This is a genomic window from Endozoicomonas sp. (assembly GCF_031844845.1).
Taxonomy (GTDB): domain Bacteria; phylum Pseudomonadota; class Gammaproteobacteria; order Pseudomonadales; family Endozoicomonadaceae; genus Endozoicomonas.
In genome coordinates this window covers 1-26,167 of the sequence record NZ_JAVRMB020000434.1, presented here as the reverse complement: position 1 = coordinate 26,167, position 26,167 = coordinate 1, and the positions used below count along the sequence as shown (strand labels likewise).

23 protein-coding genes and 1 pseudogene are annotated in these 26,167 nt (G+C 46.9%); 13 read left to right on the top strand and 11 right to left on the bottom strand.

Annotation, left to right across the window (positions count from 1 at the left end; all coding sequences use genetic code 11):
- The 3 genes from RM811_RS23960 to RM811_RS23950 all read left to right on the top strand — a co-directional run.
- A partial coding sequence (locus tag RM811_RS23960) for an IS1 family transposase (RefSeq protein WP_402529383.1) occupies positions 1-182 on the top strand: 182 nt, incomplete at its 5' end.
- 74 nt (positions 183-256) lie between these two features.
- Complete coding sequence (gene lpcA, locus RM811_RS23955; RefSeq protein ID WP_402529381.1) at positions 257-853, top strand: D-sedoheptulose 7-phosphate isomerase; 597 nt, start codon at positions 257-259, stop codon at positions 851-853.
- A gap of 19 nt (positions 854-872) precedes the next feature.
- Positions 873-1,154 (top strand): CBS domain-containing protein, encoded by a 282-nt coding sequence (locus tag RM811_RS23950; RefSeq protein ID WP_402529379.1) that lies wholly within the window; start codon positions 873-875, stop codon positions 1,152-1,154.
- Positions 1,155-1,760: 606 nt separating this feature from the next.
- Here the strand turns inward: RM811_RS23950 and RM811_RS23945 are convergent.
- From RM811_RS23945 to abiEi, 3 genes are all read right to left on the bottom strand, one after another.
- Complete coding sequence (locus RM811_RS23945; protein ID WP_402529377.1) at positions 1,761-2,327, bottom strand: TIGR04219 family outer membrane beta-barrel protein; 567 nt, start codon at positions 2,325-2,327, stop codon at positions 1,761-1,763.
- 253 nt (positions 2,328-2,580) lie between these two features.
- Complete coding sequence (locus RM811_RS23940; RefSeq protein WP_402529375.1) at positions 2,581-3,501, bottom strand: nucleotidyl transferase AbiEii/AbiGii toxin family protein; 921 nt, start codon at positions 3,499-3,501, stop codon at positions 2,581-2,583.
- A complete protein-coding gene (abiEi, locus tag RM811_RS23935; protein WP_402529373.1) occupies positions 3,479-4,042 on the bottom strand; it encodes a type IV toxin-antitoxin system AbiEi family antitoxin in 564 nt (187 codons plus the stop codon). The genes RM811_RS23940 and abiEi overlap by 23 nt, the downstream gene beginning before the upstream one ends.
- Positions 4,043-4,530: 488 nt before the next feature.
- Here abiEi and RM811_RS23930 point away from each other — a divergent pair, with 488 nt between their 5' ends.
- From RM811_RS23930 to RM811_RS23920, 3 genes are all read left to right on the top strand, one after another.
- On the top strand, positions 4,531-6,636 hold the full coding sequence (locus RM811_RS23930) for a capsular polysaccharide biosynthesis protein (RefSeq protein WP_402529370.1): 2,106 nt from the start codon (positions 4,531-4,533) through the stop codon (positions 6,634-6,636).
- Positions 6,637-6,692: 56 nt separating this feature from the next.
- Positions 6,693-7,967: a capsule biosynthesis protein gene (locus RM811_RS23925; protein WP_402529367.1), complete on the top strand. Its 1,275-nt coding sequence runs from the start codon at positions 6,693-6,695 to the stop codon at positions 7,965-7,967.
- 160 nt (positions 7,968-8,127) lie between these two features.
- Positions 8,128-8,724 (top strand): acyloxyacyl hydrolase, encoded by a 597-nt coding sequence (locus tag RM811_RS23920; RefSeq protein WP_402529365.1) that lies wholly within the window; start codon positions 8,128-8,130, stop codon positions 8,722-8,724.
- A gap of 245 nt (positions 8,725-8,969) precedes the next feature.
- Here RM811_RS23920 and RM811_RS23915 read toward each other — a convergent pair whose 3' ends face one another.
- The gene (locus RM811_RS23915) at positions 8,970-9,530 is read right to left on the bottom strand and encodes a hypothetical protein (protein ID WP_402529362.1); all 561 of its coding nucleotides are present in this window, start codon (positions 9,528-9,530) and stop codon (positions 8,970-8,972) included.
- On the opposite strand from RM811_RS23915, the pseudogene RM811_RS23910 reads away from it, so the two are divergent.
- Positions 9,522-10,085, top strand: a pseudogene (locus tag RM811_RS23910) (uracil-xanthine permease family protein); the annotation flags it as partial. The gene RM811_RS23915 and the pseudogene RM811_RS23910 sit on opposite strands and share 9 nt — an antisense overlap.
- Before the next feature lie 68 nt (positions 10,086-10,153).
- Here the strand turns inward: RM811_RS23910 and RM811_RS23905 are convergent.
- From RM811_RS23905 to ptsG, 6 genes are all read right to left on the bottom strand, one after another.
- Positions 10,154-10,507, bottom strand: a complete 354-nt coding sequence (locus tag RM811_RS23905; RefSeq protein ID WP_402529360.1) for an STAS domain-containing protein — start codon at positions 10,505-10,507, stop codon at positions 10,154-10,156.
- Positions 10,508-10,637: 130 nt separating this feature from the next.
- Positions 10,638-11,789: a helix-turn-helix domain-containing protein gene (locus RM811_RS23900; protein ID WP_402529358.1), complete on the bottom strand. Its 1,152-nt coding sequence runs from the start codon at positions 11,787-11,789 to the stop codon at positions 10,638-10,640.
- Positions 11,790-12,058: 269 nt separating this feature from the next.
- The gene (locus RM811_RS23895; RefSeq protein WP_402529356.1) at positions 12,059-12,352 is read right to left on the bottom strand and encodes a hypothetical protein; all 294 of its coding nucleotides are present in this window, start codon (positions 12,350-12,352) and stop codon (positions 12,059-12,061) included.
- Between the two features lie 31 nt (positions 12,353-12,383).
- The gene (locus RM811_RS23890; protein ID WP_402529353.1) at positions 12,384-12,848 is read right to left on the bottom strand and encodes a MaoC/PaaZ C-terminal domain-containing protein; all 465 of its coding nucleotides are present in this window, start codon (positions 12,846-12,848) and stop codon (positions 12,384-12,386) included.
- A 517-nt stretch (positions 12,849-13,365) separates the two neighbouring features.
- Positions 13,366-13,977 carry a hypothetical protein gene (locus tag RM811_RS23885; protein WP_402529350.1) on the bottom strand — a complete coding sequence of 204 codons (612 nt, stop codon included), beginning with the start codon at positions 13,975-13,977 and terminating at the stop codon, positions 13,366-13,368.
- Positions 13,978-14,305: 328 nt separating this feature from the next.
- Positions 14,306-15,739 carry a PTS glucose transporter subunit IIBC gene (gene ptsG, locus RM811_RS23880; RefSeq protein WP_402529348.1) on the bottom strand — a complete coding sequence of 478 codons (1,434 nt, stop codon included), beginning with the start codon at positions 15,737-15,739 and terminating at the stop codon, positions 14,306-14,308.
- Positions 15,740-16,067: 328 nt separating this feature from the next.
- Here ptsG and RM811_RS23875 point away from each other — a divergent pair, with 328 nt between their 5' ends.
- The 6 genes from RM811_RS23875 (at position 16,068) to RM811_RS23850 (ending at position 24,084) form a co-directional block, all read left to right on the top strand.
- Positions 16,068-16,190 (top strand): hypothetical protein, encoded by a 123-nt coding sequence (locus RM811_RS23875; protein ID WP_402529346.1) that lies wholly within the window; start codon positions 16,068-16,070, stop codon positions 16,188-16,190.
- Between the two features lie 132 nt (positions 16,191-16,322).
- Positions 16,323-17,231, top strand: coding sequence for a TIGR01777 family oxidoreductase (locus RM811_RS23870; RefSeq protein WP_402529344.1), 909 nt, complete (start codon positions 16,323-16,325; stop codon positions 17,229-17,231).
- Positions 17,232-17,502: 271 nt separating this feature from the next.
- Positions 17,503-18,432 (top strand): ABC transporter ATP-binding protein, encoded by a 930-nt coding sequence (locus RM811_RS23865; protein ID WP_402529342.1) that lies wholly within the window; start codon positions 17,503-17,505, stop codon positions 18,430-18,432.
- Positions 18,433-18,550: 118 nt separating this feature from the next.
- A complete protein-coding gene (locus RM811_RS23860; protein ID WP_402529340.1) occupies positions 18,551-19,360 on the top strand; it encodes an ABC transporter permease in 810 nt (269 codons plus the stop codon).
- A 3-nt stretch (positions 19,361-19,363) separates the two neighbouring features.
- Positions 19,364-20,212 carry an NADPH-dependent 7-cyano-7-deazaguanine reductase QueF gene (gene queF, locus RM811_RS23855; protein WP_402529338.1) on the top strand — a complete coding sequence of 283 codons (849 nt, stop codon included), beginning with the start codon at positions 19,364-19,366 and terminating at the stop codon, positions 20,210-20,212.
- Positions 20,213-20,622: 410 nt separating this feature from the next.
- Positions 20,623-24,084: a hypothetical protein gene (locus RM811_RS23850; protein WP_402529336.1), complete on the top strand. Its 3,462-nt coding sequence runs from the start codon at positions 20,623-20,625 to the stop codon at positions 24,082-24,084.
- A gap of 510 nt (positions 24,085-24,594) precedes the next feature.
- Here the strand turns inward: RM811_RS23850 and RM811_RS23845 are convergent.
- The gene (locus RM811_RS23845; protein ID WP_402529333.1) at positions 24,595-25,980 is read right to left on the bottom strand and encodes a hypothetical protein; all 1,386 of its coding nucleotides are present in this window, start codon (positions 25,978-25,980) and stop codon (positions 24,595-24,597) included.
- Positions 25,981-26,167: the final 187 nt, after the last annotated feature.

The window sequence follows — 26,167 nt, the reverse complement described above, 5'->3', positions numbered from 1 at the left end:
GCGATGACTGGGGTGCTTATGAACGAAATATAGCCCCTGAGAAGCATGAGATTGGCAAGAGAAACACTCAGAAAATTGAACGTAAGAATTTGAATTTCAGAACATGGATCAAACGGTTAGCGAGAAAGAGTATATGCTTTCCAAGCTTGAGAAGATGCACGATATTGTCATTGGATTACTGATTAACGCGCTTGAATTTGGGGTAGATATTTATGCTTGACCACACATTTGGCCCACTACCCTATAGAGAATGGTTATGCCTGATTATTCGAATTTTGTGGATGATGAATTATCAACTGCAGCTGAAGTACTTAATCGTGTTATTGGTGATAAGCAGTTAAAAGATAATATTATACAGGCAGCAGTATGGATTACGTCTGCGTTTAAAAACGAAAAAAAAGTAATTTCCTGTGGTAACGGCGGCTCTCACTGTGATGCGATGCACTTTGCTGAGGAATTGACAGGCCGCTACCGTGAGAACAGGCCTGCTTACCCTGCCATTTGTATTTCAGATGTCAGTCACCTTACTTGTGTCGGGAATGATTTTGGCTTTGAGCATATCTTTAGTCGCTATCTCGAAGGTGTTGGCTTAACCGGAGATATTCTTTTGGGGATAAGTACAAGTGGCAACTCAATAAATATCGTTAGAGCATTTGAGGCAGCAAAAGTAAAGGGAATCAAAACTATTCTGCTAACGGGCAAAGATGGAGGGAATCTAGCTTCTATGAGTGATTTAACTATTTGTATACCTCATTACGGTTTCGCTGATCGTATTCAAGAAATTCATATCAAAGTAATTCACATAATGATTGCCATTATTGAAAAGATGATGAGTCGGGATACAAACGATTAACGAACACCATTTTCCAAATATGGCTGCGGTGATAATACCCGCACCGGTTGCCCTGGTGATGGCGGATAATGGCGGACTCGCCGGAGTCATTACTGATGGCGACCTGCGCCGCTTCCTGGTTGACCATGATAACCTCAAAGGGTTGCTGGCATTGGACCTGATGAACACAACACCGGTGACCATTAGCCAGGAAGCAATGGTGGCCGATGCCGAACAACTCATGCGTGAAGATCATCTGAAATGGGTGATCGCCCTGAATGATGATCACCAGGTGGCGGGTTTGCTGGAGGGGGTTGACTAGTTTGCTGGTTGTGTAAAATAGCCGTGGCTGCTGTTGAGTTGGCTGCGGTTTTTTTGGGCTGGAAGATTGGTTCACGTTTACGAGGATACGCAACTATAATGAGAACGGACGAAGTCCTGAGAAAACGTAGCTCGTTGCAACGACTTCGTTTCTGATTTTTTAATTTTATGACAAAAGTAATAAGCCCAAGCACTGCACTAAGCACACTGCGCCTTTTATTCACCAAAATCACATCATCGGATGTGGCTATTTTCCTGGAAATAGCCGCCATTCCCGGCATTTGCTTCTTTGAACTTTACCAGCGGATCAATGACAGGATCAGGATTTCAAGCCATCAGCTCACCTGTTCACTGGACAGGCTTCTTGGCAGCAGTCGGGCCGCGACCTCGTCCAGATACTCGTTGGTTTTACGAACCAGCGTTGGCGATAGCGGATATCATTTGTCGGACACGGGTAAACAGTGGGTCAGCGTTTTGTTAAATGAACGTTGCCCGTTACCCGCACCCCGTTGCCCGAAAAGGCAGGGCCGCTTACGCTTTTGCGGGCAACGCGGAAAAAGCATAAAAGAAAACCTGGCGAACGCGGGCAGACAGTAGTGAACAGTGATCAAATATCCATATAAATCCCAGCGGTGAACCCCTGAATAGTGGCTGAACGGGCAGCGGCGTTATCCGTTTTAATATCGTAGTGACGGTAACCGGCCTGAAGGTGAATCGCCGGGAACAGCCTCAAGCGTGCACCGGCACTGATATCCGTGACGCTTTCAGCGGATTTTTTTGAGTAGTTGACTTTGCTGTAGTAAGAGAAATCGCTGCCCGGGAACAGTTCTGCATCGGCAACCACCATTGGAAGGGTTTCATCGTAGTGACGGCTGCCATTGATCCGGTGCAGGCCTGCGCCCAGGTCTATGGATACCAGATCGTTGTCCAGTATTTCGTAATAGCCATAGGCATCGACGTTGTTCAGGCTGTCGGTTTTCCCTTCAATCGCTGTTGCCCGCAAAGCGATGTTGGGCAGCAGTGGTACCGGATGTTCTATTTGCCCAAAAACTGAGCCTGCCTTGCCATGATCTTTGGTTTGCCAGTAGTCGAGGCCAGCCTTGGCACCGATAATATCAGCATGGATGGTGGTACTGGAAAGTAACAGTAAGGATAAGCAGAACGCTTTTTTCATTAGGATAACTTCGCCTTGCGCATGAAAGATGCAGGAAAGTGAGCACTGTATACGACATTGTCCAGTCTGTATTTAGGGTATTACCGAACGTAGAAAACCCACTTTAATTTCACCACAGAGGCACAGAGGACACAGAGGAAGAAAGAAAGCCTTTTCTCTGTGTCCTCTGTGCCTTTTATGCCCTCGGGTACTGTGGTGAACAAAACGTTATTAACGGACAATTTCTAAGAAAACCTTGAGTCCAGTATATGGATCACAACGTAAAGTGTTGATCGCCGGAACCTGTGGCGTACAGACCAGAGTGCAGCGTTGTCAGCGTACTGATTATTTGTTCTTTCATATACCGGACGAACTCCGGCTTTTTTATGGTGTCTGCCAGCCTTGCAGAGTCAAGAAAACGAGACATCTCCTGTTCAAAAAATGGTTTCTCAAAATAAGCCGGAAGGGTGTTGATCCGCGCTTCGAGCAGGGCCTTGTAATGCTTAATATGATGATCAGTCAGCTTCCGGCGCAGCAGTTCAATATTCTCTGTAGCACCTTGTTGCTGAAGCCAGATCACATCCCATAAATCCCTGGCCTTGATATTGTTCCGGGCCGGAATAGCCAGCAGTTTGTCCATTAGAATTTCGTTTTTTGATGAACTTCTGAACAACATCATATCGTAGCCGTCCGGAAGGTTGCCGTAGTGTGTTCTTATGAGCTGAGGGGTTGCATCATGGGTCGGCACATTGGCGATATCGATATGCACTCGCTGGGCTGGCAGATCTTTGCGAGACTCCTGTGTATGTATGATTATTTTCCAGGTATTCGCCTGACTGTTAGCGTAGTCCGGATCATTTTTCAGTTGTTTCGGGCTTCTGACGTCTACTTTAAGTCCATAGCGGTCAGAAAGATAACGCTCTATTTCCAGACGAATGTTATCAAAATGCTGTGGCTGAAAGTTCGTTCCAGCATGAAAGTCAAGGTCTTCACTGTACCGGTTGGAGCCGTGACAAAGCCGTAAGCAAGTCCCGCCAATAAATGCCATGTCAGGCAGAATCAGTGTTTTTTGTTGCAACAAAAAAAAGAAGTCATAATGAATCAGTTCTTTTTCAATGACGGGCTTCAGGGCTGCAAGCCCCGGATTTTGCCGGATGACACTATCAGCCCGCTCAGAGAGGGTTATTTTTTTCACGGATAATTTCCTCGTAAACATCCATATCTACCATTTGGGTGTTTCTCTTAACCCTCCGCAGGTCAGACAGTGCCAGCTCAGGCGATGCGATTCGCAGTGGGCGTTCAGGCTGCTTAATGACCTTATCCAGAATTTCAGTCTCACTCCGGCTTGTGTGGGTAAACTCAATGGTGCCATAAGGGGTTTGAAAGGTTTGACTACGGCCTGTGGTCATCACCGTCAGGTGATTGAGCAACATTTGACTGATGACACTGTATTCAGACAACGCAGATTCCAGACTGATATAGGAAAACTCACCCGCTCGCAAGACCACTGCAATGGATTCCAGCTTATGGATTTGCCGCCGGAACTCTCTGCTGTAAACATAAGCACCACGGCAAACCCGCTCCAGCATGCCACTTTTAACCCCTCGGTCCAGAGATTTTTTGAAAGAGACTTCCGGTTCGTCAGGGAAGTAACTCCTTAGCATTTTGGTGGAAAATGCAGCAATACCATATTCACCCAAGAGGTCCAGCCGTTGTGAAAGCAGGTAATATTTCATAGTCCAGCCAGTGATAGGAATTCATAGTCGATCAACAGAAAGTATAACTAAAGATACTCAATCTGTATAAAAGAATCGTTTTAGGGTTATTCACAGCATCTAAGAAACCGGGGTCGGGTTTTGATTCCTGCGCGGTCATTTTCAGGCTGTCGATAGTCTCCTAAAAAATAAAGGGCTCCATATAAATACCCTTGTTTTTAATATGGTTAAATTTATGGGTGTCCTGTTTTTCGGTTTTTCGATGCTTTTTCACCACAGAGGCACAGAGGACACAGAGAAAAGGCTTTCTTTCTTTCTTTCTTCCTTCCTTCCTTCCTTCCTTTCTTCCTCTGTGTCCTCTGTGCCTCTGTGGTGAACAAAACAGGGAAGTTATTAACGGACAATTCCTAATTACCGTAGGTATCTGCTGATTGGGTCTATTCATATAACCTGATAAGGTTCCCTTCTTTATTGTTAATCTGTCTTTCTAAAGGTGAGTAGTAATAGCTTTGAGTCGTTTTCTTTGTCTCTCTTCCGGCATTGCCCGAGCCCCTGAATTGAAGCTGCTTCTTCAGGGTGTCGTGCGCTGGCATCATCCGCTGCATCAGTGGTTCAGCAACTCCGCTCCCGCAGATTCCGCCGATGGTGTATTGGGATGGGGGATGAAGCGTAATACCGCGAAGGCGGCTGAGCTTGCCAATCGCCTGGGGTTACCGTTGTGGCGGCTGGAAGACGGGTTTATCAGTTATCTGGGCCATCCGGTATTGGGCGACCGTCGTTTTTCTCTGATCGTGGATAAAACAGGTATTTATTACGACGCTACTCAGCCTTCGGATCTTGAACAGCTGTTGAATCATCCGGATTGGTTGACGGCGGAGCTGGAAGCTCGAAGCTTGAAGCTGATAGCAACGGTACGTCGTCATCATGTCAGCAAGTACAACCATGAGCCCGTTGGTGAATGGCAAATGCCGGAAGCGAGTGTGGGCAAACCGAAGGTGCTGGTGGTTGACCAGACTTTTGGGGACTGTTCCGTGACTTACGGGATGGCTGATGCCAGCAGTTTTCAGGCGATGCTCGATGCTGCTATTCAGGAGAATCCAGCCGCTGAAATCTGGGTGAAGGTGCATCCGGATGTGGTGCTGGGGAAAAAGCAGGGTTATTTCCCCGTTGTCGATGGCAAGGTTAAAGGGGTTGCTGATACCCGGGTAAAAGTGTTGGCCGATAAGGTCAATGCCCAGTCTCTCTTCCCGCATTTTGACAAGGTCTATGTGGTTACTTCACAGCTGGGCTTTGAAGCACTGCTCCATGGTAAGCCGGTGGTCTGTTTTGGTGTGCCTTTTTACAGTGGCTGGCGGCTGACTGATGATCGTGTACCCTGCGAGCGTCGTTTACAGCAGCATACTGTGGCCAGCTTGTTTGCTGCGGCCTGTCTGCTTTATACCCGGTATATTGATCCGGAAACCGGCGAGCCCTGCGAGCTGGAACCTGTGCTTGAGTTAATTGCCTTTCAGCGACAATACCAGACGCATCAGATTGATCGACTTTATGCCATTGGTTTTAGTCTGTGGAAGCGGGCATTTGTCCGGGAGTTTGTTAGTGGTTTGGCTCGGGAGGTAGTGTTTGTACCCCATGCCAGGGCATTGCGAAAGCGGCTGGCCAATGACGCCGGACATAATGGGTTGCTGATTTGGGGGCGTAAGCCGTTACCGGAGGGAATCGATTTCAGTACGGTGACCGTGTGGCGTATGGAAGATGGCTTTATCCGGTCCTGTGGTTTGGGGGCGGATTTGCGTCGGCCTGCGTCGCTGGTGCTGGATGATCGGGGGATTTATTACGATGCCAGTCAATCCAGTCAGTTGGAACATTTGCTGGAAACCGCTGTGGTCAGTACTGAACAGTGTGTTCGGGGGCGCAATCTTCAGGAAGCACTGCTTCGACAACGGATTAGCAAATACAACCTGGGCGGTCAGGCCCGGGATATCTTTGCCGGGGCAACACCTGGTCAGCGTCGTATTCTGGTGACCGGTCAGGTGGACTCTGATGCGTCGTTACGCTACGGCAGCCCGGAGGTTTTTCGTAATATCGATTTGCTGTGCCGGGTTCGTCAGTGGCTGGATAGTGAGAAAATCGATGCCCATGTAGTTTATAAGCCCCATCCTGATGTGATTCAGGCGGGTCGGCAGGGGCATGTTGCGGCATCGGAAGCATTGAAGTTTGCTGACAGTATTGTTACCGATGTGGATATTTTCGATTGTCTTACCCAGTGCGATGAACTCCATGTGATGACCTCTCAGGCAGGTTTTGAGGCATTGTTACAGGATAAAACGGTGCACTGTTGGGGGATGCCGTTTTATGCCGGTTGGGGGCTGACTCAGGATCATATGATCTGTGATCGTCGTCAGCGGCATCGAAATTTGGCAGAGTTGGTCTATTTGGCTTTGTGTGAATACCCCCGTTACGTTCACTGGCAAACCCGTCGATTTACCACACCGGAACGGGTGGTGGCGGAGTTGGCCCGGCAGCGGTTGTTGTCAGGCGGTCAGCATCAGAATTCCGGCTGGCTGGGGCGAAAGCGTCGCAAGGTGCAATTTTTACTGGAAGCGATCCGCACCTGAAGGTGGTGGTTCTGATATTGGTCTTTTCCTTCGGGTGATAACAAGAAGTACGAGTGATGCTGTCTAAATCTGTTCTTTTTTTGCAGGGGCCTCTGGGGCCGTTTTTTCGAGAGTTGGCCCGGGAATTTTCCGCTCACGATTATAGAACGCACAAAATTAACTTTAATGGGGGCGACCGGTTTTACAGCGGTGCTGACCATTGTGTTGATTATGTGGGCAGCGTTACTGATTGGCCCGGATTTTTGGAACGTTATCTGACAGGCCACGGAATTCAGTCGGTATTTTTGATGGGGGATTGTCGTCTTTATCACCGTATGGCAAAACCTGTCTGTGACCGGTTGGGTGTGGATTTTATGGTGTTTGAGGAGGGCTATCTTCGTCCAGATACCATCACGCTGGAAAAAGGTGGAGTAAATGCACTGACCGCGCTTGATTTCTCCCGGGCGGCGCTGGCCGCGGCATCCTCACAACGCCAACAGGCCGATGTTGCCATGCCTGCCTCCATGAAACAGCGGATTGTTTATGCTGCGCTTTATTATTGGGCCGCGTTTTTTCAACGGAACCGTTTTGACCAGTACCAGCACCACCGGGCGTTTCATCCCATTATCGAGGGTGCCAAGTGGTGGCGTGGTCTGGGTCGGAAGTATCGGTGCAAAGGGCGTGACGGCCAAATCCAAAACCGTTTAACCGGTGAATTAAGTGGTCGGTTTTTCCTGGTGGCGTTACAGGTTCATGATGATTCGCAAATGCGCTATCACTCGGACTATGAGTCGGTGGAAGCTTTTATTGAGGAGGTGGTTGCCTCCTTTGCGGCATACGCCCGAGATGATGAGACGTTAGTGTTCAAGCATCATCCCATGGATCGGGGTTATACCGATTATCAGCAAACTATTGAGGCACTGGCTGAGCACCATGGCGTTGCTAAACGGGTGCTCTATTGCCACGATATTTCTTTGCCTGAGCTGTATCACCATACAAAAGGCGTGGTGACCGTAAATAGCACTGTGGGTATTTCTGCGCTGTTGCATTTGTTGCCGGTAAAGGTGACTGGGCAGGCCTTTTATGATATTGCGGGACTGACCTCTCAGTGTTCTTTGAATCAGTTTTGGTTAACACCAGAGCCGGTGCATGCCGGACTGTTTGATCGGTTTTATTCGATTATTTTCCGGGAGAGCCAAATTAATGGCAGCTTCTTCCGTGAGTTGCCTTTGAGTTGTGAGAATGCCCGGTTGTTTTATGAACAACGGTTTCGTGGGCGAAGAATCGCAGAGATTGTTAATGTGGCTGAACCGGTACAGACGGTCATGGATGGCGAACAAGCGGTCGCTTAATGGCTACTTATCCTTTTTTTAAATAACAAAACCATTAAAAGCTTCCAAAAGATCTATTTTTATCGCTATTAGAATTTAAAACTCCATCAATACTGATAGATATCGCATGAGCAAAGCCGTACAGCGATGTCCTTGAAATTATCAGTAAGGAGTTGCACCAATGGAGAAGGGATCTCTCCGCGGCATTGCCTTGGCGATGGCAATCACCCCCGCGTTATCTTCTGCTTATGACCTCACACCAGATGGTGCTGCCATTGGTTATGGTCACTACCTCGAAAATAAAGCTGAATTAGATGATTACCGTGCCAGCCTGCGCTGGGACTGGAATCAAAACTGGCTTGAGGAATCCGATACCTGGCATTTGACCGGTTATTCTGACCTGGCTGTGAACTTTTGGACCAGTCAACTGGGGCCAAAAGATGAACCCAGCCCTGACGGTGCTGCGAATGTTTATGCCATCAGTTTTTCTCCGGTATTTCGCCTGGAACACAATACCTCGGACTGGATGAGACTGTTTGTAGACGTTGGGGTTGGCCTTAGTTATCAGTCCAAAAAAGATATTGAAAAGAAGCTGAAGTCACCCATCAATATGGGTGGAAAAACCCAGTTTGAAATACGTACCATGGTCGGTTCCCGCTTTGGTGATCAGATGCAGTACGAGATGTCTGCCGGGTGGTTTCATTACTCCAACAATGATATCCATTCGCAGAATGAAGGGCTGGATTTTGGCGTGGTGCAGTTTGGGTATTGGTGGTGAGTGATGGGGATTTACATTCTTAGAATGGGAAGGTAGTACTCCGTCTTGCAGCATTTAATATAATATGTTGCACATCTTTAAATCCTGCTATTGCCATAGCCTGTAGAGATAATGATCATATCCAATGGAGCAGGACGGAGTAGTAGGTCATTTTGAAGGTGTCCCAAACCGCACCTCGGGATCAGCCATTGCGCTGTTCCCGGCTTTCTTCTTCAAGCCTCTTCTTGCTGACAAAAGCCACAGACTTATAGCGCAAGGATATGGTTCACCAGTGCTTGCGTCTCTTCACTGAACTCCTGAAATTCATCGTCATCAATAATCCCGTGGCTTTTCCAGCCCAGGATCATTGTGATGGCTTTGCTCCTGGACATGTCATCAAAGAACGCTGCCATCTCTTCATTTCGATCATGCACCAGATCGTAAAGCCCCTGACAGGCCTGATGGTAATCACACTGACCATCTTCAGTTAGAGCATGCACGTCACGGAAGACCTGCTGACAATATCGTTGCAGCAACACCGGGTGAAGTTTCCTGACGACTTTCCAATCACGTTCGGGGATCTTGTGCATGTTGGTGTTCTTATGAATGGCGAACAGGAATACGCCGGAGTCTATACCAACCCTTTCAACTTCGCTAAACCGTAAACAGCAACGGGGCGCTACCGCAGACTGACGGACAGGGCGGCTGTTTATGGCTGAAGGTGTTGCCGAAGGTAACAGGGGAGGGGAGGCAATATCAGATATGCAGATAATCGAATTATAATTCAAGCAGTTAAAAATAATTATATTGTTAGTTGAATCGAGCACATAGGTGACATGCTGGCGATCAGCTCGGTAACCGGGAAAAAGTATCTGGAAAAGCCAGGGCTGAAAAACACGCTTCTGGGCGATGGTCTGGCGACAACGGTAGCGGGCATGCTGGGTGGTCCACCGAATACTACCTACTCTGAAGTGACCGGTGCGGTGATGCTGACCAAAGCCTATAACCCGGTGATTATGACCTGGGCTGCAGTGATTGCTATTGTTGTGGCGTTTATTGGCAAGATCGGTGGTTTCCTGTCAACCATTCCGATACCGGTCATGGGTGGCATAATGATGCTGCTGTTTGGTTCCATTGCGGTAGTGGGGCTTAATACGTTGATCAAGGCAAAGGTTGATCTTGGTCTGCCCCGTAATCTGGTGATTGTTTCTATTGTGCTGGTGTTTGGCATTGGCAATATGGGGATTACGCTGGGTGATTTCTCGCTGAAAGGCGTCAGTCTCTGTGCCCTGACAGCCGTCATTCTGAACCTGCTGTTGCCGCACCGTTCAGGAGAGGACCGCTATCAGTCTTCTGAAGTGGGTAAAGATGAATCCGTATAAAAGCCGGGATTAACCCGGAAAAAAACCGGTACTGGTATCCAATACCGGTTTTTTTTATCTGGCTCAAATTATGCTGATTGCTGCTCTGTATGTTGCTGCTTTGCATTTTCAGCCTGAGTGTTCATTTGGATAAAGTGGGTAATACCACTTAACTCCATCAGTGAAGCAACTTCATCGGAAACATTGTAGAGCGAGAAATAATAGTATTCTGAAAGTTGTACCTGACAGTGCAGTAATAGCCCCAATCCATCACCATTAATACTTTTGAGTAAGGTACAATCAAGTACTATATGGTTCTGATTGATCGTTGTTGCATTCCTTATGGCATTTTCCAGTATGTGAACAGTACTGGTATTAATATCGCCCTCTATCATCAGCAGCGTATAGTTTTCATGGCTTTCGAGATTAATGGTTAATTCCATACTCCTTCTCCCGGGTCTACATCCCTTTAATTGGCGATATATTAAGGGAAGGGATTGTGGATTTGCATAACAGTCTGGTTACTAGGTCTGACAATGTGCCCGGGCTTAAGTTCATTTAAGGCTCAGATGCTTATTTAAAACACTGGGTTTCCCGATATTTCCTGGGAGTTGTCCCCGAGTGTTTGCTAAATTGGCTATAAAAAGTCGACTGGCTTTTATAGCCAACCTCCATGGCGATATCCAATAGCTTTCTCTGCCGGTTGACCGGGTCGCTGAGCAGTTTTTTTGCTTTTTCTATACGGTAGCGATTGACCAGTTCATAGAAGTTCCCACCGGATCTGAGATTGATCACCTGACTAAGTTCATGGGACGTAACCTCAAGGAGTTCTGCCAACTGGCTAAGGTTCAGATCTTCACGCATGTAGGTAAGGTCCTGCTCAAAGCAGTCCACCAGTTTCTGCCAGATTCTGTTAATTTCATGGTCGTCCAGTGCTGAGCGTTCATATTTATTCTGTGCCGTTTTCTCCATAGGTGGGGCAGGTTGCTCGAGTTTCTCCAGTACTTCCTGAATACCACCGGTAAAAATTCTGGGCTGCCTGAGCCCGCCAATAGCGATGAAATAGATCACACCGAAATCAAGTAAGAGAAAAATCGAGGGCTGCTGGTTAATCATGCCCATGGTGAGTAATACGCCAGTACCGATGTAAGCCAGCCTGAGGGTGATGATGTATAGAATCAGCCATTTCAGCCAGCCAAGGGTGATGGGGCCCAGTGAAGAAAAGGTTTTCTTCAGCCGGTCCTGATGTGATCGCAATAATCGGAGTGCAGCAACACCATAGGCAAAAAGGATCAGGCTATTCAGTAAATAGAAAACAGAAATAGCATGATCAACCGCCGATGTATGATTGCCAGATGATGATGGTTCATCGGGTGCAATGGCAAACCAGGCAATCAATCCCGGTAAAAGACACAAGGCGTGTATCAGTAACGGTTTGGTAAATGCAAATTGATGTTCAGTTAATGAGCGAACATAAAGGTAGATCAGTGGCCCTTTCATGATCATCAGCAGGTAGACAATATAGAAAGGTTGGTACAGTGGTTGGTAAACGGTTGCTTCGGTCCGGACGGCCAGATGAAGCGCAATGCCCAGAGTGTTAATGCCAATAAACATAGCGAGGAGTTTATTGGCAGACGGGGTCTCACTGCGGACCGTGAGCATAATGACCAGCAATAACAGCCCCTGGGACAGGACAAACAACTGAACAGCGGATAACCAATCCATACCAGTAGCCTTTTTTTATTTATTGACTACGAAAATGCCACCCTTCTGAGCTCTCTTCTGAGCTCTCTTCTGAGCTCTCTTCTGAGCTCTCTTCTGAGCTCTCTTCTGAGCACCGGCGCTATTTTCATGTTTTCAGGTGAGCGGCATGCTCTTCATAGAGAGCCTGCATAGAGAGTCGCTCATGGCTGCCCGGGCGTCAGGGTAACGAAATTATTGGGAGATTTCATCCAGTCGATACAGAATTTTGCCATGCTCAATGATTTTGGTGACTATCGAGTGTCAGGTGGCTTTTCGTATTGGCTGTAGTCAATGTCTTCCACAGGCCAACTGCGTTTTTTGTGCTTTATTCTTTCGGCAACACTCATACCAAAAATTGTCTGACAGGTGCGTTCTTTAAGCTCAATGAGTTCCTGAGGCGTTACCAGCCTGAGGAAAACACCCGCTTCCATAAAGCCCTCAAGGCGATGGCGCTCCAAGGGTGAAGGAGGGTAACCCTGTTTAGAGGCTGACGACAGTCTGGCCAGCCTTTTTTCTACTTCATCCAGAAAATACTGTTTGTCCATAGGGCTTTGACAATGTTCTATTTGAGATTACTCACATATACATGAACATCATCTCATAAACCAGTGCAGGGCGTTCTTCACCCACTACATGAACCTGTTGCTCCATAGTAACCGTTGTACCTTTTGCGCTGCCCGTGATCGCCTTTATACGACTTCGACAATGGATTTTACTGTTCCCGGGTACGATACCGGTAAACCTGAGTTTATCCGATCCAACATTCAACATGTTTTTAAAACCCGTGACCTCGAATGTTTGTGGCGTCTGCATTTTAGGCAGTAAAAGCAACGTTAGAAAACCATGGGCAATGGTGTTTTTGAAAGGGCTGTATTTTGCACCCTTTTCGCTATCGGTATGTAACCAGTAACTATCGCCTGAAAGCTCGGCAAACTGGTTGATCAGTTCCTGGGAAACGGTGACCTGTTCACTCCAGTCACTGAATGTTTCAGTGACTTCTGCCTGCATGCCCTCAATATATTTAACATCGTATTTTTTCATTATTATTCTCATTTATAATGTGATCGACTGCGCTTCAGTTGGCATCCTGGCGGATTTTTTTTCAGGCCGGTAGCGGCTGATTTTGCCCATATACCTTGGACAGGTTTTGCTATTTATAGACGGCTTGCCATCCACTACCTTTTCAACTGATCGCTAATAACAAGAACAAGCACTCTCTAGTGCAGCTAAGCCCTGATACCCATACTACCGTCATTCCCGCGAAGGAGGGTGTTGCAAAAGGGCAAAACACCCCCCGACCGTCATCGTCGCGAAGGCGGTTGTCGCAAAACCCTCCAGGAACGAGGTTCCTGGTGGGTTTTGCGACAGCCTCGAAGGCGGGAATCCATCTCGAGAGTGGGAATCTATCTCGTGCAGTGGATCCCCGCCTTCGCGGGGATGACGATGGTATATTCTTAATTGCAGCTTCCCTTAAAACTTAAAAGTGCCCCGGTAAATCATATCAATGTGAGACTTGCAGCCATTTATATTCAAGTTGCCGCTAGCTTTGTCGGTTGATTTAAAGCAGTGCATTCTTCATTTGTTCGTACTGCTTATAGTTTTGGTCATGCCTGGCAAAGTCTAAATTGCCAGTGTTATTCTTATTTAATATTGCCATCTCAAGCGTACTGGAATCCAGTTGAAGATCAGGGCTGGCCGCACTATTGAAGTTTTTGACCGCTTCCTGCAATTCATGTTTTGTCATCTGAACATTAAGGCGGCACATGCGAAAATCATCGCCGCCCCGGGGAAGGTGACGCATGTCACTCTTAAAAACCTGCAAAGCCTCCAGAGCGGTACTGACTTCGGAAAAACAGGTTTTGGCATTTTGATTGTTCGTTGCCTGCTGCAGTGCTTGATCAAACTTATGGCTTGCACTTGGAGAGTGGCTGTTCTTTTCTGCATTTGAAACAGGCTTTTGTAGTGTTGGGTTAGCTGGCCCGGTAACCCGGGAACGAATACTTGCGTCAGGGGTTTTTACAGAGAAAATAGATGAGAGAAACTGTTTTATTGTATCGGGTATTCTGACCTTAAACCGGCTAAAACTGCCTTCTGTTTTATTGGTATTCTGAGCTTTATTATTTGCTGTAGGAGTCAGTTTGACAGGTTGATGACTGTTTACTCCTTTCATTGGGGTATTTCCTATACGCAATATGAAAGAAGTGTTATCGGCTTATGGGTAATGTTCTTTTAGTGAGTCCGGGAAGCATAACGGTAAATGCCTCCCGGTTTATGAGTTTGTTGACAATGTTATCTAATTACATAAGTAGTTAACCAAATGAAAACGAATATTTTCGATCGTTTGATCAGCAATAGGCTCACCCCATGTGCTGAAAGGATATCCGACTGAAATATGGCTCAGTGTATTTTACCAAATAATCCCAGCTAACCCACAATCACCCAGGCCTGAAACTTTTTTACCAATCGGTCAGTCAGTTTATATGAAAACAAATGGTCAACTACTTAGCGTTCATTGCTTCTTGCATCTCAGTACGGATATTGTCAGATCGAGGACCAAAGATGGCCTGCATATTGTGACCGACCACCACCACCGCAGTCGCCCCAAGTTGCTTGATTCGATCTATATTCACGCTATCTGTGTTGTTGACAGTCACCCGAAGCCGGGTGATACAGGCATCCAGATTCTTGATATTCCCTTTGCCGCCAAAGGCTTTAATAAGATCCAGTGCAAGGTCACTGGATGGGGCTACCGTAATTGCGCTTTCACTCTCGTCTTCCCGGCCCGGGGTTTTCATATCCATGGCGGTAATCATGACCCGGAAAATAACGTAATAAAGCACTGCATAAAGTGCCCCGAGCATAATGATCCAGAGGGGTTTGGTGGCAATCCCGAAATAGAGGACGTAGTCGATCAGGCCATTGGAAAAGGACATGGCCATCTTGACGTCGAGATAGTTGGTAATGGCAAAGGCCATACCCGCCAGCAATGCATGGATACCGTAGAGAATGGGGGCAACAAACAGAAAGGAGAACTCGATGGGTTCGGTAATGCCGGTCAATACCGAGGTCAGTGCTGCAGACACCATAATACCGCCGGTTCTGGCTCTGTTTTCCGGCTTGGCGCAGTGCCAGATGGCGATGGCTGCCGCCGGCAGGCCAAACATTTTGAACAGGTAGCCGCCAGCAAGAAAACCGGCAGTGGGATCACCGGCGAAAAAGCGGGCAATATCGCCGGTAAAGACCTGGCCAGAGGCATCAACGAACTCACCCATTTCCATCTGGAAGGGCACATTCCAGATATGGTGCAGGCCAAAGGGAATCAATCCCCGTTCCACCAACCCGTAGACAAATCCGGCCATCACAGGATTCTCGGTGACGGACCACTGGGAAAAGGCATCAATCAGGCCCTGGATTGGTGGCCAGATAAAGCTCAGCCCAATGCCCAGAACGATGGCCAGCACCCCGGTAATAATGGGAACAAAGCGCTTGCCGGCAAAGAATCCCAGGTAATCGGGTAGCTGGATTTTGTAATACCGGTTAAACATGGACGCAGCCAGAACGCCCGCAATAATACCGCCAAATACCCCGGTATCAATGGTTTCAATACCCATCATGGAAACCGGCTCATAGCCGAGCTGGCGGGCCATGACCCCCATAGTGCCCAGCATAATGGCGTAACCTACGACGGCGGCCACCGAGGACACACCATCATTTTCAGTCAGCCCGATGGCCGTGCCGATGGCGAAAATTACCGGAAGATTGCCAAACACCGACCCTCCCGCCTGAGCCATAATGCTGGAGATCAGCTCAGGTATGAAAGAAAAGCCGGCGCTGCCCACGCCTAGCAGTATCCCGGCGACAGGCAGTACCGCCACAGGCAGCATCAGTGCCTTGCCGATTTTTTGCAGTATACCGAATGTGGTCTTGATCATAGGAGGGGCTCCGGAAAGAGACAGCGAGGTGAGAAGAGGAGAGCAGAAAGGCGAGTGTCAACCCTTGAGATTACGCTTTGAAAGCCAGGCGGATGTCGTTAGCGGTCAGTTAATCTCAGATTTTATTGAGCATGACTCTGGAAGTGAGAAACAATTATCACAAGCATAGACGAACTCTACGTTTTTCCACGGTCACTGTGTCTGATTTTGCTCTTGAGTTGGTAAAGCATTAGTCGGAGGGTTCGTGTAGGTATATGACGCATAATATTGATATGGGTCAATAAAGCGTTCTCGGTAATTACCTATTATTGGGTCGTGGAATAGATCAATGAGAGCAGGTTCCAAAAATAAAAAACAGCCTGCTCCGGGTCTTGTCGATGTTTACCGCCACAGGGATATGAGAACAAAAGCGGGAACCAGCAGCATGAGAGTCAGTAAAGCCCGGGTTTGAGGGGACCCGGGTTTTTTTTTATCTTTTCAGAAAATGTTACGATGACTATTAATTGATGCAAGAAAAGTAGCTTGCACCATTGGTAGAGATAAAGCGTAGCCATATTGGCACGACTTTGGAACTGGTGAATTCATGCAATTTCTGATTACTGGCGGGACGGGATTTATTGGGAGTCGGTTGGTTCATCGCCTGCTCAATGAAGGGCATCAGGTGGTTGTGCTGAGTCGTCAGCCGGCCAAAGATGTCCGGTTGCAGTTGTCTACTCGCGTGAAGCCGGTTTCATCACTGGCCGCTGTCAATCCGGCTACCTGTTTTGATGCGATTATTAATCTCGCGGGTGAGGGTATTCTCGACAAACGGTGGCGCCAGGCTCGAAAGAAAGTCCTGCTGGATAGCCGGATCGGGGTAACCTCTGAACTGGTCGACCTGATTGAGCGGATGGAGAATAAGCCGGGCTGTTTCATCAGTGCCTCTGCTGTTGGCTACTACGGTTTTTCTCGACTCGGAGAGCCGCTGGATGAATCCGCTGAAGTGGGGAGTGACTTCGCAGCAACGCTTTGCGACCGCTGGGAGCAAACGGCCAGGCGGATTGAGGCCCTGGGAGTGCGCACCTGTATAGTGCGGCTGGGCATGGTGTTGCACCCGGGCGGTGGTGCCCTGCAGAAAATGCTGCCGGTGTTTCGGTTGTGTCTGGGTGGTCCCATTGGTAATGGTCAGCAAATCGTGCCCTGGGTGCATATGGATGATCTGTTGAACGCATTGATCTATCTGGCAAACCACCCGGAGAGTTGTGGCGTTTTCAACGTTGTAGCACCCGAAATTGTGACCAATAAGGCGTTTGCCAAAGCGCTGGGGCAGGCGGTGCGCCGTCCTGCGTTATTACCTGCTCCGGTATCTGTGCTTGGTCTTATGCTGGGTGAATCTTCGAAGTTGTTGACTGAAGGTCAGGCCGTGGTACCGAAACGGTTGCTGGATGCGGGCTTTACCTTTGCTTATCCCGATTTGCGTAAAGCGCTGGCGACATTGTTATCGTATCTTTAAGGGAAGCGGCATTTTAAAAGATACCAGCTAAGGAACCGTCCTTAAATAACTTAGCCATTTCAACGAACGCCGCCCGCTACCCGAAAAAGCCAGGCTGCTTGTGCTTTTGCGGGCAGCGGGCAGCGGGCAGCGGCCTTTTACAAGTTTCAGTAAAATGTGGATCTTATTTCAGGACAGTTTCTAAGTGCTTGAAGCGATAAATTAAAAACGATTTTCTCTGCTGTTTTGTAATAAAATCCCCATATTCAAAAATATCTCAAGGCAGAGAAGCATGACTCAGGCATTGGCCATAAAGAATTTAAGAAAAGTATACGACGAAGGTTTTGTGGCTCTGAAAGGGGTTAACCTTGAGGTTACCAAAGGGGATTTTTTTGCCCTGTTAGGACCCAATGGGGCCGGAAAATCCACCACCATTGGCATTATCTCATCGCTGGTTCGAAAGTCTGCCGGTAGCGTATCGGTGTTTGGCCACGATATTGACCATGATCTGGTACGGGCCAAACGTTCCCTGGGGATTGTTCCCCAGGAGTTTAACTTTAATCAGTTTGAGAAAGTGGAAGATATTCTGGTCAGTCAGGCGGGTTATTATGGGCTCTCTACCCGCCGTGCCAAACCCCGTGTTGAACATTATCTGAAAAAGCTGGATTTATGGGATAAGCGGGCTACTCCGTCCAGAATGTTGTCCGGTGGTATGAAACGACGTCTTATGATTGCCAGGGCGCTTATTCATGAACCGGAATTACTGATTCTTGATGAGCCAACCGCGGGTGTTGATATAGAGCTGCGCAGAAGTCTCTGGGAGTTTATTAAAGAGATTAATGATCAGGGAACCACCATTATTCTCACCACCCACTATCTGGAAGAGGCAGAGCAGCTTTGTCGTAATATTGCCATCATTGATCAGGGAGAGATTGTTGAAAATACCAGTATGAAGCAGCTGCTAAGCCGGCTTCAGAAAGAGAGCTTTGTACTTGATTTGCGGCAGCCTATTGACCATATGCCGGTTTTTTCGGACTACAAGGTGAGTCGGATAGATAGCCACTCTCTGGAAGTTGAAGTGGATAAAAATACCGGTGTTAATGACCTGTTCCGGCAGCTAAGCCAGATGCAGATTGAAGTGGCCAGTATGAGAAATAAAACTAACCGTCTTGAAGAACTGTTCGTCAATATGACGAAGGCCTCTGAAGTCCGCAATCCGTAGTCCGCTGTCCGCAGTCCGAAAAAGACAAGACTGGCTCTTTCGGACAACGGACAACGGACAGCGGGCTTAAAGTTAAATAAGGATTTTATTTTGGAACAATTTCTAATGAGGAAAAGGCATGACGCCTGAACTGGAAAAACGACAGTGGCAAAGTGAATACCGATACCACTGGGTTGCCTTTGTCACCATATTTGCCAGGGAAATTCGTCGTTTCATGAGAATCTGGCCGCAGACACTGTTGCCACCGGCTATCTCCATGGTGCTCTACTTTGTGATTTTTGGCGCGGTGATTGGTTCCCGTATTGGAACCATGAGTGGCTTCAGCTACATGACTTATGTATTGCCCGGGCTGGTGATGATGTCCGTCATCACCAACAGTTTCAGTAATGTGGCCTCAAGCTTTTTCAGTAATAAGTTTCAGCGGAGTATCGAAGAGCTGCTTATATCGCCGGTACCTGACTGGATTATCCTTGCTGGCTATGTTCTGGGTGGTGTGGCACGGGGCGTGATTACCGGTGCTATTGTCATGGGCCTCGGACTGTTTTTTGTCGAACTGGAAATATATGATTTATTTTCCACATTATTAGCGGTAGTAATGACCGCCACGATGTTTGCCCTTGCTGGTTTTATCAATGGTGTGTTGGCCAGAAAGTTTGATGATATTTCTATCATTCCAACCTTTGTGCTGACCCCCATGACCTACCTTGGTGGTGTTTTTTACTCCATCGAAATACTGCCCGGGTTCTGGCAAAAGGTCTCCATGCTGAACCCGATTCTCTATCAGGTGAATACTTTCCGCTATGGACTTCTGGGGGACGCTGGTGGTATTGACACCGGTTTTTCCTTTGCTGTAATGCTACTGGCTATATTGTTACTGGGTGCTTACAGTTTGCATCTGTTGAAAACCGGTCGTGGCCTGAGAAGTTGATTCATGAGTGACGTTCTGCACGCTTCACCGCTGGGTAAAACCAGCGAATACAAATCGGAATATGATCCTTCATTGCTGTTTTCTATTGAACGAAAAGAAAAGCGTGAAGAATTGGGTATCCATCAGGATGACCTGCCATTTTATGGCCGGGATCTCTGGTATGGCTATGAGCTTTCCTGGTTAAACTCATCGGGAAAACCTGTGGTGCGGGTGGCTCAGTTTGAGTTGCCCTGTGACTCCCCGTGCCTGATTGAGTCAAAGTCTTTCAAACTCTACCTCAACTCATTTAATCAGTCCCGTTTTGATAGTGATGAGCAGGTTTTGGGTAGGATAACTCTGGATCTGTCTACGGTTGCCAAAGTGGCTGTTTCAGTCCGATTATTTACCATAGAGCAGTTTGAAACCCGGGGTTTTGATCAGGCGCCGGGCATCAATATTGACGACCTTGATATTGCTGTGGATTGTTACCAATACAATCCATCGCTATTGGCAGGGTTGGCAGGAAAGAGCGTTGAAGCCTCCGGGGAAGTGGTCAGTGAGACATTGAACTCTCATCTTCTAAAGTCCAACTGTCCGGTAACCGGTCAGCCCGACTGGGGAACGCTGGTGGTCAGCTATCGTGGTGAACCGGTTGATCATGGGGCACTGTTGAAATATATCTGCTCATTCCGGGATCATCAGGAATTCCACGAACAGTGTGTTGAACGGGTTTTTGTTGATTTGCAGAAATACTATCAACTGGAAGCACTGACCGTTTATGCGCAATACCTTCGTCGGGGTGGCCTGGATATTAACCCATGGCGGAGTACGCTTAACGCCAAACCTGAAGTACTTCGATTTATTCGTCAGTAATTGGAATTAAGGCTGGATTTTTTCAGCCTTATTCTTTTGGTTGAATGGTTATATTTAGAATGGTGTGGTTTATTTATCGAATCTGTTGCGTGTTTATACTTATAAAAGAAAAAGTATTAATTGGGATTTGTTTTTGTTCCATCACGATATTGGTTGGTTTGTGATTTGTTGCGTATCATTGGGGCGCTGTAAATAAATAATAAAAACCACCTGTTTGCTGAGTCTTCGATAAGGTTAATGGTGCTATGGGTATAGATACAATTTCAGGTAGTCAGAGTTTACAAGGAAGTATTAATGATGAGGCACATCGCTCATTACAAACGAGTTTCCCGTCAGGGTCTTCAGGGAAAATAAAGGGAAACGATTATACAAACATACCAGACGCTCCCATTGGAATTAGGGAAGTCGGTGTGGATTTATTTCAACGAAAAGCAGTGGTAGTAACAGATACCAATCAAACGGAAAACGTGACCCTGGGAAATCAAGGTGAACCGGATTTATTGGAAGCTGCGAATAATTCTGTAAATAAATCGGTTGTAGAAGATTTAGGGCCGGTTATAAATGGCAGACATTTGTTATCTAATAAGAATGAGACAGCCGATTCTACGGGAGCTTATGTGGATGATGCGGGTGGAATAAATATAAAAGGCATAAGGAGAGATTGTAATGGAAAGGTTTTATCAGCAAGTCGTGAGTTAAATGATATATATCAGTCAGCTAAGCGGGATTATAGGCATTTGCATGGCGATATTAAGGTACGTCTGTCGGGTGTTCCAGATCTATTGCCTGGGGGGGCTAAATCTGATGATGAGATAAAATCTGAAGTTAAGAAGGCTGTAAATGTCAATGATATATTAAATGTCGGTGTTGATATTATTGATGATTTTTGGAGGGGGGATTTAAACGAGGTCGAGGAAGTTACTGGCTATCTTAGAAGAGACCTTGAAGAAAAAATTAATGATGTCAATGCTGATTCTTCCGTGAGTGAGGTATTAAAAGCGGAGGCTGTAAATGAAATCAATCAATGTCTGGAAGATCTTGATGAATTTAAAGATCAGAGTGTTAGGAGATTAAATGATTATTATGATCTTAAATTCCGAGTTACTAAAGCGTTAAAAAGACACAAAGTGGAAAGTATTAGATTTCCCGCTATGTTAAATCTTGCTGCTAAAGTATTTGAAATTAAACAGAGTTTGATTGGGCAGCCAATAGTGCCGTCTGATGATGTTTATCAAGGCATGATAGAGGATTTAGTTTCTGATGAATTCCAGTTTTGTGAAAACGTCACGAGGAAGGTCGATGAAATTGTTACGATAGCAAACGCCAGCAAGAGAAATGAATCATCGAACCAGGAAATTCACCGTCTTAAAGGTGAAATTGAAAATCTGCAAAAGAATAGAGAAACGGATTACAGGTCTGTTGTGCTAAATGGGTATGAAGATATAGATCAGGGGAATGAAATATATTCACTAAAGGAAACAGTAAAGGAGCTCGTGCTAGAGAGTGATAAGGAAATAAATGATATTCTTAATCAAATAGAAATTTGTCGTGAAAGTGATAAGCCGTGTCAGATCACAAGTCGAATACTGGCCCATGATTTAGTAAAGACTACGGCAGAAGTGCCACCCCCCCCCATGGCAGAAGCAGAAACCTCGCCCAAACGGCATAGCAAGATGAGCAAAGACTCAGGGCATCACCGTGAAGGGAGGTCCGTACGTCTCAATCCCTTATTTTCATATAAAGTTAAGGGAAAAGCAGCTCCGAATGTTAAAAATTATGATGATATCTACCCCTCTGCTACCTCAGGAGCCAGTCGTCCTCGAGGCGTTCTGTTTGATGTCGCGCACACTCTTGGAACTATGGGGGAGTTTCTGGTATCCAGACTGAATGTGTTTGGCAGCTATGATGCCAGCCCCGGCCTGGACTCAAATTCTGGCATTCCTCAGGCACTGTCAGGATCGGTAGCTCATAAAGAAGCCATCGTGAGCCGCACTGTTAAGGCCGGTGAAGAGTGCGAGGATGGTCAGCAGGAATGCAAACCAGTGACTGCCAATATTATCCCGGGCGGGGACACGCCTGAAGATTGTAATACTGAAACTGAAAAACCTGGCTGGCTGGGGTACGTCCAGCTTGATGGAAACCTGAAATTAGGCAGCCTGTTCGCCGCTCTGTATTATGACCAGCCTGTTGACATCCGCTGGGCAGAGTCTGTATCAGACAGAAGCATAGACCGCACATCACCGGTGACTCTGGCCAGGAACAGCGCGATTATTATGCCGCGGTTGCACCAGGAAGTGAGCGAGTTCCTGACGGCTCTCGGGGACAATTCTCCCCTTGATGGAGCTTGGGCGGAAGGCGATATTCTCCGGATGGCTATCCTGAAACTGCATCAGGGTGATCAGTCCGCTGATGTTCTGAGGAATGGCTTTAGTGATGCTGTGCTGCACTCGCCGAAACTGGGCGCTGAGCACAAACGGGCAGCGACCATCTTTGGCCTGAACGAGGACGGTAGCCTGCGGGTGCGAGACAATAACTCACGGGATGGCAAATTTTTCCGTAACACTCGTCAGGGTATGATGCCTAATATGGGGGATTCACTGGCATTTATTGGCTGCATGCTCTCCGCCATGGCCAGACAGTGTTTGGAGAAAGGCGAAATAAAAGGCGAAATAAAAGGTGAAATAAAAGGTGAAATAAAAGGTGTCCCATCTGAGCAGCGGGTCAGAGATGTCATACCGGATATTTCCTCCCGGGATCTGGATATTGTTCGTCAGGCTATCAGGCTGGAGAATCAGCAGACAATCACCTGGAATGGACTCGCCCCGGATAAAGAGCGCGACATGAAAGCACGAATCCAGCGGGTGTATGATCAACTTAATGATGTACTGAAGCCTCTGGATACGTCATCCTGTAATAAATTAGTTCAATCGGTTATTGCTGCACTGGACAAGGGCGATATCGAAACCGCCAGCATCCGGTTTTTCAAACTGTCACCTGCTGACCAGGTGCAGGTACTGGACACATTGGCCAAAGAACTGGGTCTTTATTCACTGGCAGAATCCACAGGCTTTTATCAGGAAATTCGAAATTCCCTATCCTCAGGCTTTGATCAGCAGCTTCGAAGCGTGTTTACCGGCGAAACTTCTGGCAGCACCAACCCTGACGATAGCCAGAAAGCCTGGCAGCTATTGCTCCGGCAGTCTGCGATTAAACAGTCCGTCACCATGGAAAGGCATGAATCGGTGAATCTCATGGGCAGTATCCTTGAAGCGACCAGTAATGAGGATGAAGCAGGGCGGCTATATCTGCTGATTATGGATCTTCTGCCTGAGCAAGCGACTCTGTGTGAAGAAACCGATGGAGATAAAAAACCAGACGGGGATATAAAATCCGATGAGGATATAAAAAGTGCTTTGCCATTATCGTTACCCTTCAAACGTCATGAGTATGATGACGAGCAGATAAAATCCCTGCTTGAGGCATACAGCGGGATAAAGCAGGAAGCCGGTAAACAGTATCCGGAGTTTTTCAGCGATCAGGAAAGTGATGTGGATAAGGCGCAGGCCAGGAATCAGGATTTAAAGGATGAGCTGATTAGTAATGTGGCGCGGAACTGTCTGCGTTATCAGAATGGATCGTGGTGTTCATTGAATGAGGAAGAGCAAACCGAGGCTGTCCGGGCTATGTGGATTGATGAGCAGAAGGCTTTTAATTCTTCGGAAGTAACGTCCACTCCCTCGGCCCAGGAAAATAAGACTGAGCAAACCGAGGCTGTCCGGCCTGAGTGGGTTGATGAGCAGAAGGATTTTAATGCTACGGGAGTAACGCCCATTCCCTCGCCTCAAACTTATCCTGCAAACAAGTTCCAATAAGTTCCGCATACAATCTCCGGCCGATCTGAATCAGTCGGGTGGCCGGAATCATGCCCTTTGATTCCAGGAGGTGCCTGTGGTGTTTGTCCGGAAGCGCTGAGGGAGAATCAACACCCAGCCGTCATGCACCGATCAGAGCCCGATGTTATAGGCAACTTCGCTCCCTGAGCGGAGGAACTGGTCTGCATCGAGATCGCTGTTCTGCCTTTTACATGAAACGACCACACCCGGCAGAGAGGCGTTATACCAAACGCATTTTCTAAACCCCTATTTGCCGGTGATCTGAACAGAAACTCTGTGTTGAAGCTCCTCGCCATAGCTACTCCCCCATAAGGAATAAAGGCTATGCCCCGTCTCTTCGTTTTTATACCCTATAGGTATTGTCTTTCTGTCCAGCTCACTACGCTCATACGGGGTTAGAAAATTTGATGGTAATTTACCTTGTTCTCACCCTTTGCATGGCAATTCAGGCGGCGGACTATCAAAAAACCACAGCTTAGACGGCAATTATTAACTGTCTAGAATCCTTTGTAGCTCTGCTAGTTGTGACATTATATTATCTGGGTCCAGATCCGGCTCGGTTTCTTCAGGAAAGGCAAATTGGGAATGATAGTGTTCGGGTTGAGCAAGAGCCTGGAGGGGAAGCCCATCAGGCGCTGGCAGGAGAAAAGAGGTGAAGCTGGGGGAGGTGTCCCTGAGTATCGAATCATTTTCTGCTGGTTTCTGCAGGTTCTTCTGTGGTTTGATGACGGTGTCAATCTGTGCGGTATTGTTTCTTTCTGAGTTCTCTGGAAGACTGTCTATGAGCTGTGTAGTAAGGGGTTTGGAGATCGAGTTCCAGAAGTTATTTAAAGACAGTTCCTGAGTGATTTTTTGGTTTGTCACTGTTTTCGGATTTGCAGAACTAACCAACCCTTTGCTCTTATCTGACTGCGCTTCTGGTAATGGTTCCCGTTGCTGCTGTTCTGGAGGATTATTCTTCTGGGCGTTCCAGTCTTGAATTTTTTTTGTTAACACGTTGGAATGAGTATCAGGTGCAAATGTGACTGAGTGCTTCAGAAGCTGATGATTTTTAGGCGTTGCGTGGCGGGGCCAGGAGGAGGATGGGAAATCTTGCGGATTCTCACTATCATCCGTCAGAGGCGATTGCTCTGAGCTGGCAAAGCTGGATACGCTCTGATCACTATCCCCCCTGAATGATCTTCGATGGCAGCATAAGTCCTGCCTGTCTGTTTCATCATTTACCGGGTATATCGGGAATGATGATTTTTTTAAATCCTCAACTAAACCTTGATGTCCTGATTTGTGAACAGCATTGATAAACGCCTTGGGGGAAATTAAATGACTTTGCTCGACAGCATTGATTAGCCTGATCAATTTATTGTTTTCTTTTCGCTTACTGTAAAGTTCGTAAATTCTATCATGAACCTTCTCTGGTAATTTATATTCGTCTTTAAGGCATTTAAGAATGTTCGAAGGTTCCTTTGACTTTTTTTTCCGGCCAACTGAATTTTCGTAATTTTTTATCTTAGGATCGTTTCTTATCGCACTAAATTGCTGATTCCAATGTTGTTTTATTTCAGGAGTGAAAGTGAAGGGGGTTTTTAAATCAAGTTTTGCTATTTCTCCTGTGACCCCGTTAATCGTATCAACCATAAACTCGCATATTCCCTTCCATTTATCTTCTGGACATTGATGTATATGCTTCCCAAGTTTTATTATCAGACCTCGGCAAGATGTCTCATCATCGTCGAGATCTTGAACACTATGCTTGGAGAAATTTTTCCTATTGAGATGATTGTCGCTCTTTGATTCGCTCTTTGATTCGTTCTTTGTAAATTGATTTGTGGATGTGACAGCGGCGGGGGCTGTATAGAGCGAATTAAAATAATCCATAAAGAAACCTATGCTTGAACTTAAAAGAGCCACTGATAATTGTTTTTATATATTCTCAGTTTCTTATGATTTTAGATCACTGTCTTTATTTTGCTGAAATTTAATTTACAGGCTCATTTGAAGTTAATATACCATTAACCTTTGCGCTGCGGCCTTGTACCGGAGTTGCCTGGCCAGAAAGGTCATC

What these genes read in the sequence shown, in the direction of transcription:
- RM811_RS23890 (WP_402529353.1), bottom strand. Translation starts at nt 12,848, where the DNA reads ATGAAAAAATACGATGTTAAATATATTGAGGGCATGCAGGCAGAAGTC.
- RM811_RS23845 (WP_402529333.1), bottom strand. Translation starts at nt 25,980, where the DNA reads ATGGATTATTTTAATTCGCTCTATACAGCCCCCGCCGCTGTCACATCC.
- RM811_RS23885 (WP_402529350.1), bottom strand. Translation starts at nt 13,977, where the DNA reads ATGAAAGGAGTAAACAGTCATCAACCTGTCAAACTGACTCCTACAGCA.
- RM811_RS23905 (WP_402529360.1), bottom strand. Translation starts at nt 10,507, where the DNA reads ATGGAATTAACCATTAATCTCGAAAGCCATGAAAACTATACGCTGCTG.
- RM811_RS23875 (WP_402529346.1), top strand. Translation starts at nt 16,068, where the DNA reads ATGAGAGCAGGTTCCAAAAATAAAAAACAGCCTGCTCCGGGTCTTGTC.
- RM811_RS23925 (WP_402529367.1), top strand. Translation starts at nt 6,693, where the DNA reads ATGCTGTCTAAATCTGTTCTTTTTTTGCAGGGGCCTCTGGGGCCGTTT.
- RM811_RS23920 (WP_402529365.1), top strand. Translation starts at nt 8,128, where the DNA reads ATGGAGAAGGGATCTCTCCGCGGCATTGCCTTGGCGATGGCAATCACC.
- RM811_RS23865 (WP_402529342.1), top strand. Translation starts at nt 17,503, where the DNA reads ATGACTCAGGCATTGGCCATAAAGAATTTAAGAAAAGTATACGACGAA.
- lpcA (WP_402529381.1), top strand. Translation starts at nt 257, where the DNA reads ATGCCTGATTATTCGAATTTTGTGGATGATGAATTATCAACTGCAGCT.
- RM811_RS23945 (WP_402529377.1), bottom strand. Translation starts at nt 2,327, where the DNA reads ATGAAAAAAGCGTTCTGCTTATCCTTACTGTTACTTTCCAGTACCACC.
- RM811_RS23950 (WP_402529379.1), top strand. Translation starts at nt 873, where the DNA reads ATGGCTGCGGTGATAATACCCGCACCGGTTGCCCTGGTGATGGCGGAT.
- RM811_RS23860 (WP_402529340.1), top strand. Translation starts at nt 18,551, where the DNA reads ATGACGCCTGAACTGGAAAAACGACAGTGGCAAAGTGAATACCGATAC.
- abiEi (WP_402529373.1), bottom strand. Translation starts at nt 4,042, where the DNA reads ATGAAATATTACCTGCTTTCACAACGGCTGGACCTCTTGGGTGAATAT.
- RM811_RS23870 (WP_402529344.1), top strand. Translation starts at nt 16,323, where the DNA reads ATGCAATTTCTGATTACTGGCGGGACGGGATTTATTGGGAGTCGGTTG.
- ptsG (WP_402529348.1), bottom strand. Translation starts at nt 15,739, where the DNA reads ATGATCAAGACCACATTCGGTATACTGCAAAAAATCGGCAAGGCACTG.
- RM811_RS23900 (WP_402529358.1), bottom strand. Translation starts at nt 11,789, where the DNA reads ATGGATTGGTTATCCGCTGTTCAGTTGTTTGTCCTGTCCCAGGGGCTG.
- RM811_RS23895 (WP_402529356.1), bottom strand. Translation starts at nt 12,352, where the DNA reads ATGGACAAACAGTATTTTCTGGATGAAGTAGAAAAAAGGCTGGCCAGA.
- queF (WP_402529338.1), top strand. Translation starts at nt 19,364, where the DNA reads ATGAGTGACGTTCTGCACGCTTCACCGCTGGGTAAAACCAGCGAATAC.